Source organism: Kushneria aurantia DSM 21353 (assembly GCF_000382245.1).
Classification (GTDB): Bacteria; Pseudomonadota; Gammaproteobacteria; order Pseudomonadales; family Halomonadaceae; genus Kushneria; species Kushneria aurantia.
The window spans coordinates 1-15445 of record NZ_KB907863.1 but is presented as its reverse complement, the minus strand read 5'-3'; the positions used below and the strand labels follow the sequence as shown (position 1 = coordinate 15445).

Sequence of the window (15445 nt, the reverse complement as noted above, 5' to 3'; positions counted from 1 at the left end):
CGTTCCGGCCGCCTTGCCCTTCATCTCGTTCGGCGATTTATTCAGCGTTTTCCTTATTGCCTTGAAATATCGGCCTCGTTGCGCAGCGCTCCGGTTACATCGCTGACGTTCTCGCGCGAGCGCAGGTTCCATAGCTGCTCGGTCAGATTGGCCAGTTGCTGATCGCTCGGGTCGGCGCTGACGCTGTCGATGGCAAAGACGACCTGATCGCCGTTGACGACCTGATGGCCGAAACTGGTGCCTTCGCCCTGCGGATGGGCGATAGTAAAGGCCGCACTGACCAGTGCCGCGGGCAGATCACCGCCGCCATCGCGAGTGATATTCTGCGCCTCGCTCCACTCGACGCCGGCGGGCGTGTCACCCTGGCGCAGCTGGCTGACAATATCATCGGCACGCTGGGCGAGAAGCTGCTGACGGCGGCTCTCGAGCGCCGCCTGACGCACCTGATCACGAACCTCATCAAACGCCAGCGTGGTCGCTTCACGATGATCCAGCACGCGGAGCACGACGCGGCGATCGTCACCCAGCTCGATCGGCTCGCTGTTGTAACCGTCATTGAGCACCTCATTACTGAAGGCCGCCTCCATCACGCCGGGCTCGGTGAGAATCTTTTGATCCGTGTCATCGGCATTGCGATCCACCCAGCCACTGCGGTGCAGCTCAAGGCCCAGGTTATCGGCCACGCTCTGCAGGTCATCGGCGGAAAAGCTCTGATCGCTGAGCTGCTGCGCCAGCTGCTGGAAGCGCTCGCCGCTGCGCTGCTGACGCACTTCGGCAGCGAGCTCGTCACGCATCTGATCGAAAGGGGGGATATCGATACCGTCAACGCGCAGCACATGGAAATAACCATCATCTTCCACCGTGGCAACATCGCCCGGCGCCGTGCTGTTGACAGCCTGATCGAAGGCGTTACCGAAGATGCCCTCATTGACCGTGCCAAGGCTGCCACCACGACTGGCGGTAGAGGGGTCATCGGAATATTCGCGCGCCAGTTCGGCGAAATCGGCGCCGTTGGCAAGTCTGGAACGAATCTCCTCGACCCGCGCCTGAGCCTCTTCACGACTACGCTGATCGCCGTATCTGACAATGATGTCGGAGACCTGGCGCGGCGCATTGGCACGACGCTGGTCATAAAGCTGTTGAAGCTGCGCTTCGTCGATCGACTGATCGCTTTGCGGTAGCTGGTTACGATTCAGCTCGATCCACGCCAGCTGCACCTGTTCGGGACGCTGGAACTGCTGCTGGTGCGACTGGTACCAGTCGCGCAGCTGCTGTTCATCAAGTTCGATAGGCTGCTGCAAATCGGCATCGGTCAGGCGAGTGTAGCGAAAGCTGCGCTGCTGAAAGCGCAACGCGGCCAGCTGCTTAGCCTCTGAGGGCAGCACGAAGGTGGCAGCAATCAGGCCGTTTTGTAGCTGCTGGGCGAGCATGTCCTCCTGCAGCTGCTGGCGGAAAGCATCCGGCGTGAAACCAGCGCTATTGAGGCGATTGCGAAAAATCTCGGCAGAGAAACGGCCCTGGCTGTCCTGAAACTCCTGCCGGTTGACCAGCATCTGATCGAGCTGGCGATCGGTGAACGCCATCCCTCCTTCGCGAGCGTACTGATCCACCACTTCGCGGGTGATCAATGAGTCGAGAATCGCCTGCTGCGCCTGCTCCTGCTGGTCGGGCGGCACCCTGCCGGAGCGAATGGCCCGCGACACCTCGGTCTGCAGCGTCTGACGACTGATGCTCTCACCGTTGACCGTCGCGGCGTTGTTACCGCTGGCCCCGCTACCGAAGTAGCTTACGAGGGACTCTGCGCCAAAAAATGTGAAGGTCAGTGCGATCAGCGCCACAATGATTTTGGCACCCCAGCCCTGTGCCCGATCCCTGATCTGTTGCAGCATGCGGCAGGTCCCCACTCCCGGTTGGTAAAAAATCGTTGCGGCGGATTATAACGACATATGAGCTGAATCGACATGCCACCCACCGCGGCGTGGCTGAAGAGGTCTCGTTTCGATGGGCATACAACCGGGGTGCGAAAAGTGTCTATCGCCCCGGCAGACAATAAAAAGGCGCACCATTGAAAGGTGCGCCCATGTCGACGAAGAGGTTTGTGGCGCCGTCGGACGCCGCTCTTCGGATTTGGCAGGACGTATCAGTTGACGGCGTCCTTGAGTGCCTTGCCCGCCTTGAAGCCGGGAACTCTGGCAGCACTGATCTCGATGCTTTTGCCAGTCTGCGGATTACGACCGGTACGTGCCGCCCGCTCCTTGACACTAAAGGTGCCAAAACCGACCAGTGAAACCGTGTCACCCTTGCGGAGACTGTCAGTCACGGAGTCGATCATGGCATCAAGCGCACGACTCGCCGAAGCCTTGGGAATATCGGCGGAAGCGGCAATCGCCTCAATCAGTTCGGATTTGTTCACTCTTCACCCCTTGATTGTAACCAGTTTTTCAGCGCGGCAACCAAACACCATACGCAACCACAACGAGAGCTAATTTATATCAATGGGTGAAAATACCGTCAAGCAATGTCGGCAGCAAAGCGCACAGTGGCGGGCTTTGCCGCACAACAATCAGCAAAAAAACACTCAGTGCGTATTGACTGATGTCTGCTTGGCCGGTTTTTCATCCATGCGGTTATCGTCAAAACCGGTCTCGTCATTACTGACCAGCGCAATATCGAGAACGTCATCGATCCAGCGCACAGGACGAATATCAAGCGCGTCCTTGATAGTATCAGGTACCTCCTTGAGATCGCGGCGATTTTCTTCCGGAATCAGCGCGATCCTTATTCCCCCACGTCTTGCCGCCAGCAGTTTCTCCTTCAAACCACCGATCGGCATCACCTCACCACGCAGATTGACCTCGCCGGTCATGGCAACATCTGCTCTGACGGGGCGACCGGTCCAGGCCGAGACCATGGCAGTCACCATGGCAATGCCTGCGCTGGGGCCATCCTTGGGAGTGGCTCCCTCGGGAACGTGGATATGAAGGTCCTCCTTCTCGAAGCGCTCCGGATCGATAGCAAGCGCCTCGGCACGGGAGCGCACCACGGTATGCGCCGCGCTCACCGACTCCTTCATCACATCGCCCAGCGAACCGGTCTTGTTGATCCGCCCCTTGCCGGGGGTCACGACCGATTCGATATTAAGAATCTCGCCGCCCACGGATGTCCAGGCAAGACCGGTGACGCGACCGATCTGATGACTATGATCGGCGATACCGTAGCTGTAACGTCTGACACCAGCATAACGTTCTATGTCGTCGGCATCCAGCTGCTGGGTAGAGGTAGCCCCCTGCGCCTGCTCATTCTCGATACGCTCACGCAACACCTTGCGCGCCACCTTGGCGATTTGACGCTCGAGCTCACGCACCCCGGCTTCGCGGGTGTAGTAGCGAATCAATTCCAGCAACGCCTCGTCGCTGTAGCCAAGTTCATCCTTTTTGAGGCCGTTGGCCCTGAGCTGCTTGGGTACCAGATAGCGTCGCGCGATGCCCAGCTTTTCGTCTTCGGTATAGCCCGGTATGCGAATGATCTCCATGCGATCCAGCAGCGGCCCGGGAATGTTCATCGAGTTGGCAGTACAGATGAACATCACGTCCGAAAGATCGTAATCCAGCTCAAGATAGTGATCGCTGAATTTGTCGTTCTGCTCTGGATCGAGCACTTCAAGCAGTGCCGAGGAAGGGTCGCCGCGATGGTCCATGCCGACCTTGTCGATCTCGTCGAGCAGGAAAAGCGGATTGCGCACGCCCACCTTGCTCATACGCTGGAGAAGCTTGCCCGGCATCGAGCCGATATAGGTACGGCGATGACCGCGGATTTCCGACTCGTCGCGCACGCCTCCCAGCGCCAGGCGGGTGTACTTGCGGTTGGTGGCGCGAGCGATCGACTGCCCCAGCGAGGTCTTGCCGACCCCGGGTGGCCCCACCAGACAGAGCACCGGCCCCTTGAGCTTGCGTACCCGTTTCTGTACCGAGAGATACTCGAGGATACGCTCCTTGACCTCTTCAAGGCCGTAGTGATCCTCTTCCAGGACGCGGTCGGCATAGCTGATGTCGTGACGCACGCGGGTGCGTTTCTTCCACGGGATCGCCAGCATCCAGTCGAGCCAGGAGCGCACCACGGTAGCCTCCGCCGAAGCGCCGGCCATCGTTTTCAGCTTGTTGAGCTCCTGATGCGCCTTCTCTTCGGCTTCCGCCGGCATACCGGCTTCGCCGATCTTCTGCTCGTACTGCTCGACCTCATTGGGCGTATTCTCGAGCTCACCCATCTCCTTCTGGATGGCCTTCATCTGCTCGTTGAGATAGTACTCGCGCTGGGATTTCTCCATCTGCTCCTTGACACGCGAGCGAATGCGCTTTTCTACCTGCAGCAGATCGATCTCCGACTCGATCAGTGCCATCAGGTGCTCGACACGGTCGCGCACTCGATCCATCTCGAGAAGGGACTGCTTGTCACCGATATCGAGCGACAGGTGAGCGCTGATGGTATCCACCAGCCGGCTGGCATCCTCGATGCCCTGCAGCGAGCTGAGCACCTCGTTGGGCACCTTGCGTGACAGCTTGACGTACTGCTCGAACTGATCGAGCAGCACGCGCACCAGCGACTCCTGTTCGCGATCGGTGAGCGGCTGGCTCTCGCGCAGCGTCACATTGGCGACAGGAAAGCCTTCGTCGTCATCGGCATGCTCTTCGATGTGGTCGATATCGGCCCGAGAGCTGCCCTCGATCAGCACCTTGACCGTACCGTCGGGCAGTCGCAGCAGCTGCATGATGCTGGCCACGGTACCAATGTCGAACAGATCGGCAATTTCGGGGTTATCCTGGCCGGCGTCACGCTGGGCGACCAGCAGCACCTGCTTGTCCGACTCCATCGCCGCTTCGAGGGCGCGAATCGATTTTTCGCGGCCCACAAACAGCGGTATGACCATCTGCGGATAGACCACCACATCGCGCAGCGGTAACAGGGGTATATTCAACGTCTGTGCGGGACTGGACTCCATCGCAGACATCCTCGAATCTAATGTGTGGGTCGCCTCGAGCGAAGTTCATGCCCAAAAATTGAGGAGGCACGGGCGGGAAATGCAGTCAGACTGCCAATTCAATACGCCGACACGAACGGGGGGCCGCCCGGGCCCCCCGTTGTGTACCATGGCGGCGTATTATCGCTCGTCGCCGACCACCAGCTTGCTCTCCTGCTGGTTGGCATAGATCAGCAGCGGTTTGCTGTCACCGCTGATCACATTCTCGTCAATGACGACCTTGACCACGTTTTCAGTGGAGGGGATTTCGTACATTGTGTCGAGCAGCACCGATTCGAGAATCGAGCGCAGCCCGCGAGCCCCGGTGCGGCGAACCATCGCCTTGTTGGCCACCGCGCGCAGAGCGTCCTCGCGGAAATCGAGTTCGACGCCCTCCATATCAAACAGGCGCACATACTGACGAATCAGCGAGTTTTTCGGCTCGGTCAGAATCTGGATCAGGGCATCCTCATCCAGCTCGTTGAGCGTGGCAATCACCGGCAGACGACCGACGAACTCGGGAATGAGACCATACTTGACCAGATCCTCGGGCTCGACGCCGGCCAGCACATCGCCCACGCCCTTGTCGGTATCCTTGCTCTTCACCACCGCATTGAAACCGATCCCGCCACGCTCGGCGCGGTCGCTGATCACCTTGTCGAGACCGGCAAAAGCGCCGCCGACGATGAACAGGATATTGCCGGTATCGACCTGCAGGAACTCCTGTTGCGGATGCTTGCGTCCGCCCTGCGGCGGTACCGAAGCCGTGGTACCCTCGATCAGCTTCAGCAGCGCCTGCTGCACCCCTTCACCGGAAACGTCGCGGGTGATGGAGGGGTTGTCCGACTTGCGCGAAATCTTGTCGATCTCGTCGATATAGACAATACCGCGCTGCGCCTTCTCGACGTCGTAGTCGCACTTCTGCAGCAGCTTCTGGATGATGTTCTCGACGTCTTCACCCACGTAACCGGCTTCGGTCAGGGTAGTGGCGTCGGCAATCGTGAAGGGCACGTTGAGAAGGCGCGCCATGGTTTCGGCCAACAGGGTCTTGCCACTACCGGTGGGACCGATCAGTAGAATGTTGCTCTTGCCCAGCTCGACCTGTTCGTCACCCTTTTGCTGCTGGCCGACGCGCAAGCGCTTGTAGTGGTTATAAACCGCCACGGACAGCACCATCTTGGCGCGATCCTGACCGATGACGTAGTCATCCAGAGTGTTACGGATTTCTCGCGGGGCGGGCAGACGCTCTTCGTCATCGGAGGCCTCGGATTCCACGACCTCTTCGCGAATGATGTCGTTGCAAAGATCAACGCACTCATCGCAGATGTAAACGGAGGGGCCTGCAATCAGCTTGCGTACCTCGTTCTGATTCTTGCCGCAAAACGAGCAATAGAGCAGCTTGCCGCCTTCATCCTTGCCTTTGCCGTCAGCCATTCGCGTACCTCTTGAAGGCAGCGGCACTAATGCCGCCACCAGATCAAATACAGAATTTTACGCTATCAGGATACCGGGCGCTGTGCCAGTACCGAGTCGATCAGGCCATACTCGGCCGCTTCATCGGCATTCATGAAGTTGTCGCGATCGGTATCGCGTGCCACCTTTTCAACGTCCTGCCCGGTGTGATGCGCCAGAATCTCGTTGAGCCGCTTGCGGATAGTGAGAATTTCACGAGTATGAATCTCGATATCGCTCGCCTGCCCCTGATAGCCGCCCAGCGGCTGGTGAATCATCATACGCGAGTGCGGCAGGCAGAAGCGCTGGCCGCTGGCACCACCGGCGAGCAGCAGTGCCCCCATGCTGGCCGCCTGCCCGATGCAGACGGTCGAAACATTGGGTCTGATGAACTGCATGGTGTCGTAGATCGACATGCCTGCAGTTACCGAGCCACCGGGCGAGTTGATGTAAAGATGAATGTCCTTGTCGGGGTTTTCCGACTCGAGAAACAGCAGCTGCGCCACGATCAGATTGGCGGTGTAATCCTCGACCGGGCCGACAAGAAAGACAACGCGCTCCTTGAGAAGGCGCGAATAGATGTCATAGGCCCGTTCGCCGCGTGCGTTCTGCTCCACCACCATGGGGACCAGCCCACCGGCGTTGGTAATATCGAAATCGCTCGTCATAGGGCTACCCTGCAATTCGTATGGGCCAATGAGGGAGCCACAGAGGCTCCCACGGTAAGGGGCAATACACTCGCTGTCCCGGGCATCAAGCCTGGCCGGTCTCTTCCTGCTCGGCCTCGCCCTGTTGCTGAGCCGCCTGCAGCGCTTCCTGATAGCTCATCGGCGCCTCGACCACGCTGGCCTTTTCCAGCAGCGCATCGACCGCCTTGCGTTCCAGAACGGCAGACTTGACCTGATTTTTCATCTGTTCGTTGCCCATGTAGTGCTCGACCACCTGCTCGGGATTCTCGTACTGGCCGGCCTGCTCCTCGATGAAGGCGCGAATCTCGTCATCGTCGGCATCCAGCTCGAAGTGGCTGACCACCTCGGCGAGCAGCAGTCCCACCTCGACGCGGCCACGTGCCTGGTCGGCGAACAGCTCATCGGGCAGCTGGGAGACATCGAAGTCCTCACCGAGACCGAACTGCTGTGCCGCCTGGCGCTTGAGGCCCTCAACTTCCTGAGAGAGCAGCGCACTCGGCACCAGCACTTCATTGCCTGCCTTGAGGGCGTCGATCAGCTGCTGCCGGACGCGGTTGTCGACGGCGTTTTTCAGCTCACGCTCCATGTTGTTGCGCACTTCTTCACGAAAACGCGCCATGTCGCCGTCTTCGACGCCGAAGCGGGTCATGAACTCGTGGTCGATTTCCGGCAGCTGCTGCGACTGCACGCTGTGCGTGGTGGTCCTGAACAGCGCTTCCTGCCCGGCGAGGTGTTCTGCCTGGTAGTCTTCCGGAAAAGTCACGCGAACCTCGCGCTGCTCGCCGGGCGCAACACCGACCATCTGATCCTCGAAACCGGGAATGAAATTGCCCGAACCCAGCACCAGTTGATGACCTTCGGCGCTGCCGCCTTCGAAAGGCTCTTCACCGAGGTAGCCCTGAAAGTCGAAAGTGATCTGATCACCATCGGCTGCGGCATGCTCTACATCCTGCCACTGGGCATTCTGCTTGCGCAGCGTTTCGATCATTTCATCAACATCGGCATCGGTGATCTCGGCTTGAGGACGCTCTACTTCAACGCCCTCCGGCAGCGTCAGGTCGATGCTGGGATAGACCTCCAGCGTCGCGACGAACTCCAGGTCGCGTCCCGCTTCGTTGACGGTCGCCTCGATAGCGGGATAACCGGCCGGATTGAGCGCCTGTTCGGAGATCGCGCGCACGTAGTGCTGGCGCATCACCTCGTCGACAACCTCGTTGCGGACGTCGCGACCAAAGCGTTGCCGTACCACCGTCATGGGCACGTGGCCGGAGCGAAAACCATTCAAGCGTACGCGGCGAGCGGTATCCCGAAGTCGCTCATCGACGCTGCTGTCCACTTCCTGGGCCGGAACCTGCACGGTGACGCGCCGCTCGATCGGTGAAGTCGTCTCGACTGAAACTTGCATGAATGATCCTCTGCCCTCTCGCGTGGCGTGTTCGAAATGAAAAACTCAGGGGCGAAGATTCTAGAAACCTCGCCCGGTACTGGCAAGCTTGTCCTTTAGTTGGCGCCGCTCATGACGATTTTCAAGGGCAACTGAAACCCGAGTGTCAAAATCAATGAGCGATTCGCCATTGGAATGCGGCGGGAAAAAGAGAGAGACGCCATAAACGCAAAAAGGGCAGCCCCTGGCTGCCCTTGCAGCGACAGGCCCGAGAAGCCCTGCCGCTTTAAAAATGGGGTGGATGATGGGGATCGAACCCACGACCACCGGAGCCACAATCCGGGGCTCTACCACTGAGCTACACCCACCATTTTTTACTGCTGCCACCACTTCCCGTTATCAACCAGCACCTTTTGCAGTCATGCCCATGATGTCAAGGCTTACAGGGAGTGGCACGCCCAGCAGGACTCGAACCTGCAACCTACGGCTTAGAAGGCCGTTGCTCTATCCGGTTGAGCTATGAGCGCATTCTATTGGCCGCAGCCACTGGCGTCAACCGCCGACATTCAAAAAATGTTTAAAAATCAGGGCACTGGTCGGGGTAGAGGGATTTGAACCCCCGACATCCTGCTCCCAAAGCAGGCGCGCTACCAGACTGCGCTATACCCCGTTACACCGGATTTCGGCGAGCCGCTATCAGTGCGAGGCGCATTTTACCCGATCCCCTCGAATCGTCAAGCGCCACCATCGCAGCTCCCTGCATTGACTGTACGACGGGGGATGCGACAATTGCCGCCTTCCCTGCCCTCGCCATGGCGCGGGCTTCACGGAACAGGACAGGAAAGAGATGAGCGCAGAGTTGATCGATGGCCGGGCCATCGCCCAGAGGGTCCGCGAGCGTGTGGCGGCAGAGGTCGAAACACGACAGCACCGCGACAAACGCCCTCCCGGCCTTGCCGTGATCCTGGTCGGTCATAACAGCGCTTCGCAGGTTTACGTGCGCAACAAACGCCGCGCCTGTGATCAGGCAGGCATCGCCTCCTTTCATCATGCGCTGCCGGAAAACACCACGCAGCGCGAGCTGGAAGCCCTTATCGACCGCCTCAACGGCGATGACAGCGTCGACGGCATTCTGCTGCAACTGCCGCTACCCGAGGGGCTGGACGCCGGCCCACTGCTGGAACGCATTCGTCCCGACAAGGACGTCGACGGCTTTCACCCCTGCAACGTCGGCCGCCTCGCCCAGCGCCGACCGACGCTGCGCCCCTGCACCCCGATGGGCGTCATGACGCTTTTGCAGGAGAGCGGGCTCGAAGTGCGCGGCCTGACCGCCACCATGGTGGGCGCTTCCAATATTGTCGGCCGGCCGATGGCGCTGGAACTGCTGCTGGCCGGCGCCACGCCCACCGTCTGCCACCGTTTCACTCATGACCTCGGGCTGCACGTCGAGAGCGCCGAACTGCTGATCGTGGCGGTAGGACAGCCCGGACTGGTCAAAAGCGAATGGATCCGGCCCGGAGCAATTGTCATCGATGTCGGCATCAATCGTCAGGACGATGGCCGCCTGGTCGGCGACGTCGACTTCGAGGGCGCTCGTCGGCGCGCCAGTTGGATCACCCCGGTACCCGGCGGCGTGGGACCCATGACCGTCGCCTCGCTGTTGCAGAACACCCTGCGCGCCGCCGAGCTGCACGACGGCAACTGAAAGTCCGCCCCAGCCCCGCCGCGGGCATCAAGGTTTTCAGTGACGTCGATGCAATAGTCCAGGCGGGTTATTCGACCACCCAACTGGTGCCGTCGCGACTGTCCTTGAGAATAATACCGCGCGCGGCAAGGGCGTCACGGATGCGATCCGCCTCGGCAAAGTTTTTCTCACGCCGGGCGGCATTGCGCGCCTCGATCTGTCGCTCGATCTCTGCCTCGTCGATATCGCTGCCCCCCTGCAGAAAATCCCGCGGCGCGTACTGCAGCAGCCCCAGCACGCTCCCCAGCCGCTGCAGCTCGAAAGCCAGCACCGCCGCGGCGGTCGGATCCTCGCCCTGACGACGGTTGATCTCGCGCACCAGCTCGAACAGCACCGCCAGCGCCTCGGGGGTATTGAAGTCATCATCCATGGCGGCGGCGAAACGCTCGGCGTAGCCGCTGTCGACCTCGCCCTGCTGCGGCGTCACGCTCTCCAGCGCGTTGTAGAAGCGTTCCAGCGAACGACGCGCATCGGTGAGCGTCTCCGGCGCGTAGTTGATCGCACTGCGGTAGTGGCTGGCCACGAAAAGATAGCGCACCACCTCGGGATGATGGTGTTCGAGCACATCGCGCACGGTAAAGAAGTTGCCCAGCGACTTGGACATCTTGTCGCTGCCGACCCGCAGCGCCCCAGCGTGCATCCAGGTGTTGACATAGCGCTGCCCGGTGGCCGCTTCGCTCTGGGCGATCTCGTTTTCGTGGTGCGGAAAGGCGAGATCGGGACCGCCACCGTGAATATCGAAGGTGTTGCCCAAACAGCAGGTCGACATCGCCGAGCACTCGATGTGCCAGCCCGGCCGCCCCTCGCCCCAGGGAGAGGGCCAGCTCTGCTCGCCATTCTTTGCGTGCTTCCACAACACGAAGTCGAGCGGATCCTCCTTGTGCGCCTCCACCTCGACCCGGGCACCGGCGCGCATCTCGTCGAGGTCGCGATTGTTGAGCGCACCATAGGCAGCAAAACGCCGCACCCGGTAATAGACATCGCCGTTGTCGGCCCGGTAGGCGTACCCCCTGTCGATCAACGTTTCGATCATGGCAATGATGTCGTCGACGTGACCGGTGGCGCGCGGCTCGAGGTCGGGGCGCTGCATCCCGAGACGGCGCTCATCCTCGTGCATCGCCTCGATCATACGCTCGGTCAGGGCTGCGATCGGCTCGTCGTTTTCAGCGGCACGGGCGATAATCTTGTCGTCGACATCGGTAATGTTGCGCACATAGGTGAGCGCGTAGCCGCGCTGACGCAGCCAGCGGGCAATGACATCGAAGGCTACCAGCATGCGCGCATGGCCCAGATGGCAGTAGTCGTAGACCGTCATGCCACAGACATACATGCTCACCCGGTTGTCATCGAGAGGCGTAAAGGTCTCCTTGCGCCGCGTCAGGGTGTTGTAGATCTGCATAGGGTTTTCCCCGCATCCTTTTGTCACACTCATCACGCCTTTTTCTGCGCCTTCGCCCAGCCATCCTTGAGACTGACGGTTCGATTGAACACCGGCCGCCCCGGCGCGCTGTCGTAGCGATCGGCGCAGAAGTAGCCGACCCGCTCGAACTGGAAACGGCTCTCCGGCTCGATTTCAGCCAGCGCCGGCTCGCCGATCGCCTGCACGGTCTCCAGCGACTCGGGGTTGAGATGATCGAGGAAGTCACCGTCGCGATCGCGGTCGGGCGCCTCGACGGTAAAGAGGTTGTCATAGTTGCGCACCTCGACCGGCACCCCATGGGCCACACTGACCCAGTGGATCACGCCCTTGACCTTGCGCCCTTCGGGGTTGCGCCCCAGCGTCTCCAGATCGACGCTGCAGCGCAGCTCGCTGACCTCGCCGCTGTCGTCGTGAATCACCTCGTCGCAGCGAATCACGTAGGCGTTGCGCAGGCGCACCTCCTGACCGGGGGCGAGTCGGAAAAACTTCTTCGGCGGCTCCTCCATGAAGTCGTCGCGATCGATCCAGATCTCGCGGGTCAGCGGCAGCGAGCGCGTGCCCATGTCCTCGCGGGCGGGATGACCAGCCACCTCGAAGCGCTGCTCGAATGCTTCCTCGAGATTGCTCAGCACCACCTTCAGCGGCTTCATCACGCACATGGCGCGCGGTGCGTTTTCTTCCAGATCGGAGCGGATGGCGTGATAGAGCATCTGAATATCAACCACCCCGGCGGCGCGCGCCACACCCACCATATCGCAGAATTTGCGCACCGACGCCGGCGTATAGCCGCGCCGACGCATGCCCGAGATGGTCGGCATGCGCGGATCGTCCCAACCGTCGACAATATCGTTATCCACCAGCAGCTTGAGCTTGCGCTTCGAGGTAACGGTATAATTAAGATTCAGCCGGGCAAACTCGATCTGGCGCGGCTGCGACGGTACCGGCAGATTCTCCAGAAACCAGTTATACAGCGGCCGGTGATCCTCGAACTCCAGCGTGCACAGCGAGTGGGTAATACCCTCGATGGCATCCGACTGGCCGTGGGTGAAGTCGTAGGCGGGATAGATCTTCCAGCGCTCGCCGCTTTGATGGTGTGCGGCATGGCGAATGCGGTAGAGCGTCGGATCGCGCAGATTGATATTGGGCGACGCCATGTCGATTTTCGCCCGCAGCACCTTCTCGCCCTCCTCGAAATCGCCGTTGCGCATCGCCTCGAACAGCGCCAGATTCTCCGCCACGCTGCGCTCGCGCCACGGACTGGGGCGACCCGGCTCGGTCAGGGTGCCGCGATATTCACGCATCTGCTCGGCATCCAGATCATCGACATAGGCAAGCCCCTCACGGATCAGATGGCAGGCCCACTCGTAGAGCTGCTCGAAGTAGTCAGAGGCGTAGCGCACATCGCCGCTCCAGTGAAAGCCGAGCCACTCGATATCGTCGCGGATAGCGTCGATATAGACCTGCTCTTCCTTCGCCGGGTTGGTGTCGTCAAAGCGCAGATGGCAGCGGCCGCCGAACTGCTCGGCAAGCCCGAAGTTGAGACAGATCGACTTGGCATGGCCGATATGCAGAAAGCCGTTGGGCTCGGGCGGGAACCGCGTCACCAGCTGGTTCAGGCGACCCTGCTCGAGCTCTTCACTGATCTGATTGCGAATAAAATTCGGGGCACTGGTGCTGTCTGTGCTCATGGGGGGGAATCGGGCCTCGTTGAAAAGCGCTTTTGCTGGCTCATTGAAAGAGAAGACGGCAGGCGCAGCAAGGACTTCAGAAGGTTTCGCCTGTCCGGGCAAAGCCGCTATTATACCCTGCCCCAGGGGGGCCATGCCATGCACCACCGGGGCCACGCGCCGTAACGCTGCTGCGCGTCGGACCATTTTTTCTGCTCAGGAAACCTTGATGATTACTCTTTCTACCAGCGCCGGTGACATCACCATCGAGCTTTTTCATGATCAGGCCCCCGAGACCGCAGCCAACTTCGAACGCTATGTCGACGCCGGCCACTACAACGATACCCTCTTCCACCGCGTGATCGACGGTTTCATGGTGCAGGGCGGCGGCTTCGACAGCGACTTCGTACAAAAGCCAACCAACGCGCCGGTCAAAAACGAAGCCAATAACGGCCTCAAAAATGCCCGCGGCCATCTCGCCATGGCGCGCACCGCCGACCCGCACTCGGCGACGGCGCAGTTTTTCATCAACGTGGCGGACAACACCTTCCTCGATCACAGTGCCCCCACGCCACAGGGCTGGGGCTACTGCGTGTTCGGCCGAGTGGTCGAGGGCATGGACGTGGTCGACCGTATCAAAGCGGTCGCCACCACCCGCCGCGGCGGGCATGCCGACGTGCCGTCCGAGGATGTCGTGCTGTACAGCGCGCGGCGCACGGCAGACTGAAAACGACAAAAAAACAGCGGCGCCCGCAGGCAAGGCGCCGCCTCAGCAGGAGAGTTCATGACCACACTCTTTATTGCCGACCTGCATCTGCAGGCGGATGCCCCGGAGCTGACGCAGGCCTTTCTCGACTATATGACGTGGCGTGCAAGCGGTGCCGATACGCTCTATATCCTGGGCGACCTGTTCGAAAGCTGGATCGGTGACGACGCCATCGGTGAGTTCGAGCAGCAGGTGATCGATGCGCTGCGCGCCTATACTCGTGCCGGCGGTCACCTCTACGTGATGCACGGCAATCGCGACTTCCTGCTGGGCGGGCGCTTCGCCGAGCTGACCGGCGCGGTACTGCTCGACGATCCCGCCCTGATCAGCCTCGGCGACGACGCGCCGCTTTTGCTGATGCATGGTGACAGCCTCTGCACTCAGGACGAGGAGTACATGGCGTTTCGCGCCATGACCCGCGATCCCCAATGGCAGCAGCAGACACTGGCACTGCCGCTCGAGCAGCGCCGCCAGCTCGCCGACCGCATGCGCGAGGGCTCCGGCACCGCCAACAGCAGCAAAAGTGACGACATCATGGACGTCACTCCCGAAGCGGTTGATGACATTATGCTCAAGTGCCACGTCCGCACCCTGCTTCATGGCCATACCCACCGCCCCGACGTGCACGATTTTCGCCTGCATGACGACGAGGTGGCCAAGCGCTTCGTGGTAGGCGACTGGCGCTGGAACGAGGATATCGGCTGGGAGGTGCGCCAGGAGGGCATCACCCTGACGCTTGAAAGCTTCAGCCTGCGCGAACTGCCCTACTGACCCCCGCGCGCTCAGTCGCGCTGCGGTACGCCGCTGTGAAAACGAAACTGCGAATCGGGCGCTTCGATCAGTGAGCGCTCGACCTCACCGAAAAACGCCACTCGCTCATCAATCGGCTCGCCGGCGTACTGTGCCGCCAGTGCCAGATAGTCCTCGAAGTGGCGCCCCTCCGATTTCACCAGCGAGCGGTAAAATTTCGCCATTTCGGCGTCCAGATGCGGTAGCAGACAGGCGAAACGCTCGCAGGAGCGCGCCTCGATATAGTCGGTCCTGAAAAACCAAAAATCACCGTGAAATCATGATTATGCGCCTGGATGATGCTCCCTTTTCGGCGTAAAATCTGGTCTATCCTCGCCAAAATCGTGAGAAATCGACATGACTCCCCGCGATCAGCGCCAGAATCCACAGCGTGACCTGCTCAACATCTACCTTGATGACGTCATCAACATGCGCCACGAGTTGGTGCAAATGAGTCAGAGAATCGACTGGTCCGATTGCGAGAACATTTTTGCATCAGACTACACCAGCAACAACGGTA

The 15445-nt window shown here is 60.5% G+C and carries 11 protein-coding genes, 3 tRNA genes and 1 pseudogene; 3 read left to right on the top strand and 12 right to left on the bottom strand.

Going from position 1 to position 15445, the window contains the following annotated elements:
• Nucleotides 1–53: 53 nt before the first annotated feature.
• The 9 genes from H146_RS0101675 to H146_RS0101635 form a co-directional block, all read right to left on the bottom strand.
• On the bottom strand, nucleotides 54–1889 hold the full coding sequence (locus H146_RS0101675; protein WP_019950111.1) for a SurA N-terminal domain-containing protein: 1836 nt from the start codon (nucleotides 1887–1889) through the stop codon (nucleotides 54–56).
• 251 nt (nucleotides 1890–2140) lie between these two features.
• The gene (locus tag H146_RS0101670) at nucleotides 2141–2413 is read right to left on the bottom strand and encodes an HU family DNA-binding protein (protein ID WP_019950110.1); all 273 of its coding nucleotides are present in this window, start codon (nucleotides 2411–2413) and stop codon (nucleotides 2141–2143) included.
• A 165-nt stretch (nucleotides 2414–2578) separates the two neighbouring features.
• Complete coding sequence (gene lon, locus H146_RS0101665; RefSeq protein WP_019950109.1) at nucleotides 2579–4996, bottom strand: endopeptidase La; 2418 nt, start codon at nucleotides 4994–4996, stop codon at nucleotides 2579–2581.
• Between the two features lie 159 nt (nucleotides 4997–5155).
• Entirely contained in the window at nucleotides 5156–6448 is a 1293-nt protein-coding gene (gene clpX, locus H146_RS0101660) for an ATP-dependent protease ATP-binding subunit ClpX (RefSeq protein WP_019950108.1), read from the bottom strand.
• Nucleotides 6449–6513: 65 nt separating this feature from the next.
• Nucleotides 6514–7134 carry an ATP-dependent Clp endopeptidase proteolytic subunit ClpP gene (gene clpP / locus H146_RS0101655; RefSeq protein ID WP_019950107.1) on the bottom strand — a complete coding sequence of 207 codons (621 nt, stop codon included), beginning with the start codon at nucleotides 7132–7134 and terminating at the stop codon, nucleotides 6514–6516.
• 85 nt (nucleotides 7135–7219) lie between these two features.
• A complete protein-coding gene (gene tig / locus H146_RS0101650) occupies nucleotides 7220–8560 on the bottom strand; it encodes a trigger factor (protein WP_019950106.1) in 1341 nt (446 codons plus the stop codon).
• Nucleotides 8561–8832: 272 nt separating this feature from the next.
• Nucleotides 8833–8907, bottom strand: a tRNA-His gene (locus tag H146_RS0101645).
• A gap of 82 nt (nucleotides 8908–8989) precedes the next feature.
• Nucleotides 8990–9066 (bottom strand) — tRNA-Arg (locus tag H146_RS0101640).
• A gap of 66 nt (nucleotides 9067–9132) precedes the next feature.
• Nucleotides 9133–9209 (bottom strand) — tRNA-Pro (locus H146_RS0101635).
• Nucleotides 9210–9386: 177 nt separating this feature from the next.
• Here H146_RS0101635 and folD point away from each other — a divergent pair.
• Nucleotides 9387–10244, top strand: coding sequence for a bifunctional methylenetetrahydrofolate dehydrogenase/methenyltetrahydrofolate cyclohydrolase FolD (gene folD / locus H146_RS0101630; RefSeq protein ID WP_019950105.1), 858 nt, complete (start codon nucleotides 9387–9389; stop codon nucleotides 10242–10244).
• Nucleotides 10245–10311: 67 nt separating this feature from the next.
• On the opposite strand, the gene cysS is transcribed toward folD, so the two are convergent.
• Nucleotides 10312–11682: a cysteine--tRNA ligase gene (gene cysS / locus H146_RS0101625; protein WP_019950104.1), complete on the bottom strand. Its 1371-nt coding sequence runs from the start codon at nucleotides 11680–11682 to the stop codon at nucleotides 10312–10314.
• Between the two features lie 32 nt (nucleotides 11683–11714).
• Complete coding sequence (locus H146_RS0101620) at nucleotides 11715–13391, bottom strand: glutamine--tRNA ligase/YqeY domain fusion protein (protein ID WP_019950103.1); 1677 nt, start codon at nucleotides 13389–13391, stop codon at nucleotides 11715–11717.
• Nucleotides 13392–13599: 208 nt separating this feature from the next.
• Here H146_RS0101620 and H146_RS0101615 point away from each other — a divergent pair, with 208 nt between their 5' ends.
• Together H146_RS0101615 and H146_RS0101610 are read left to right on the top strand one after the other, a co-directional pair.
• Nucleotides 13600–14097 carry a peptidylprolyl isomerase gene (locus H146_RS0101615; RefSeq protein WP_019950102.1) on the top strand — a complete coding sequence of 166 codons (498 nt, stop codon included), beginning with the start codon at nucleotides 13600–13602 and terminating at the stop codon, nucleotides 14095–14097.
• A gap of 57 nt (nucleotides 14098–14154) precedes the next feature.
• Complete coding sequence (locus H146_RS0101610) at nucleotides 14155–14907, top strand: UDP-2,3-diacylglucosamine diphosphatase (protein WP_019950101.1); 753 nt, start codon at nucleotides 14155–14157, stop codon at nucleotides 14905–14907.
• A gap of 11 nt (nucleotides 14908–14918) precedes the next feature.
• Here the strand turns inward: H146_RS0101610 and miaE are convergent.
• Nucleotides 14919–15170: pseudogene (gene miaE, locus H146_RS18135) on the bottom strand (tRNA isopentenyl-2-thiomethyl-A-37 hydroxylase MiaE); the annotation flags it as partial.
• Between the last annotated feature and the right edge of the window lie 275 nt (nucleotides 15171–15445).